This window comes from Archangium sp. (genome assembly GCF_036388035.1).
Classification (GTDB): Bacteria; Myxococcota; Myxococcia; order Myxococcales; family Myxococcaceae; genus Archangium.
Genome location: NZ_DASVSO010000815.1, coordinates 1 through 2,187, shown reverse-complemented (window position 1 = coordinate 2,187; position 2,187 = coordinate 1). Strand labels below are relative to the sequence as shown.

Sequence of the window (2,187 nt, the reverse complement as noted above, 5' to 3'; positions counted from 1 at the left end):
CAAGGTGGAGGAGAAGCCGGCCCCTCCTCCCCCGCCCCCCGAGCGGGAGCACGCCTCGGCCCTCCAGTTGCTCTCCATGCTGCAGCGCGAGGGGCGCTTCGTCGACTTCCTCCAGGAGGACGTGGCCGCCTTCCCGGACGCGGATGTGGGCGTGGCCGCGCGCATCGTCCACGAGGGGTGCCGCAAGGTGATGCGCCAGTACCTCGCCCTGGAGCCGGTGCTGGCCCAGTCCGAGGGGGACGCGGTGAATGTGCCCACGGGCTTCGACGCCCAGCGCATCCGCCTCACCGGCAACGTGGCCGGTCAGCCTCCTTATACCGGCGCGCTCAAGCACCACGGCTGGGTGACCACGGCCGTGAAATTCCCGTCCACCAGCCCAGCGCTCGACCCACGAGTGCTCGCGCCCGCTGAAGTCGAGCTCTCCTGACACCAGATTGAGCCCATATGGCCCGCTACGCGATTGGAATCGATCTCGGCACCACGCACTCCGCGGTCTCCTACTTCAACCTGGAGGAGGGCAAGCCCCGCGGTCCCGCGCAGTCGATGCTGCCCATCCCGCAGCTCACGGCGCCGGGCACCGTGGAGGCCCGCACGCTCCTCCCCTCCTTTCTCTACCTGCCGAGCGGCCAGGAGTTCCCCCCCGGCAGCCTCGGGCTCCCATGGAACCCGACCCCCGGCAGCATCGCGGGTGAGTTCGCCCGCACCCACGGGGCCAAGGTGCCCACCCGGCTGGTGTCCTCGGCGAAGAGCTGGCTGAGCCACCCGGGCGTGGACCGGCACGCCTCGCTGCTCCCCTGGCAGGCCCCCGAGGAGGTGCAGCGCATCTCCCCCGTCGAGGCCTCCACCCGCTACCTGCGCCACCTGCGCGAGGCGTGGGACCACACCTTCGCCCGGGCGAAGGAGGACGCCGCCAGCGCCATGGCCGCCCAGGACGTCATCATCACCGTCCCGGCCTCCTTCGACGCCGCCGCGCGGGACCTGACGCTCGAGGCCGCCCGGGCCGCGGGCCTGGAGAACATCATCCTCCTGGAGGAGCCCCAGGCGGCGCTCTACGCGTGGCTGGAGGCGCAGGGGGAGTCCTTCCGCAAGAAGATGAAGGTGGGCGAGGTCATCCTCGTGGTGGACGTGGGCGGCGGCACCTCGGACTTCTCGCTCATCACCGTGCGCGACCGCGGAGGCGACCTGGAGCTCACCCGCGTGGCCGTGGGCGACCACATCCTCCTGGGGGGCGACAACATGGACCTCGCGCTGGCGCATACGCTCAACCAGCGCCTCACCGCCGAGGGCAAGAAGCTCGACGCGTGGCAGTTCAACGCCCTCACCTACGGCTGCCGCATGGCCAAGGAGACCCTGTACGGGGACCCGAGCCTCGCCAAGGCGCCCATCGCGATTCCGGGCCGGGGCTCGTCCCTCATCGGCGGCACGCTGCGCACGGAGCTGGCCCGCGAGGACCTCGACCGCGTCCTCACCGATGGCTTCTTCCCGCCCTCCCCCGTCGCGGAGATGCCGCGCGTGGCCCGGCGCACGGGCCTCGCGCAGATGGCGCTGCCGTACGCGCAGGACCCGGCGGTGACGCGGCACCTGGCCGCCTTCCTCACCCGACAGGCCCAGGCGCTGGCCAACTCGCCGGACTCGCCGGTGAACGTGGGCGGCAAGTCCTTCATCCACCCCACCGCCGTCCTCTTCAACGGTGGCGTCTTCAAGGCCGGCCCGCTCAAGGCCCGGGTGATGGAGGTCATCAACTCGTGGCTCACCGCCGACGGGGGCCAGCCAGCCCAGGAGCTCGCGGGCGCGGACCTGGACCTCTCGGTGGCGCGCGGCGCGGCGTACTACGGCTGGGTGCGCCAGGGCCACGGCCTGCGCATCCGCGGCGGCACGGCCCGCGCCTACTACGTGGGCGTGGAGACGGCGATGCTGGCGGTGCCCGGCATGGAGCCCCCGGTGAAGGCCCTGTGCGTGGCCCCCTTCGGCATGGAAGAGGGCACCCAGGCGGACGTGCCTCCCCAGGAGTTCGGCCTCGTCACCGGTGAGCCCACCAGCTTCCGCTTCTTCGCCTCGTCCGTGCGGCGCGACGACAGGGTGGGCAGCATGGTGGACGACGTGGTGGGCAATGACGAGTTCGAGGAGCTCGCCCCCATCGAGACGACGCTCCCGGGCACGCCCACTCCCTTCGGAGACCTCACCCCC

Annotated in this window: 2 protein-coding genes; both read left to right on the top strand. The window is 72.0% G+C overall.

Annotation, left to right across the window (positions count from 1 at the left end; translation table 11 throughout):
• On the top strand, positions 1-427 hold a 427-nt coding region (locus VF697_RS33670; RefSeq protein ID WP_331101456.1), incomplete at its 5' end, for a DUF2760 domain-containing protein.
• 17 nt (positions 428-444) lie between these two features.
• Positions 445-2,187 (top strand): Hsp70 family protein (locus VF697_RS33665; protein ID WP_331101454.1); only part of this gene is annotated, 1,743 nt, incomplete at its 3' end.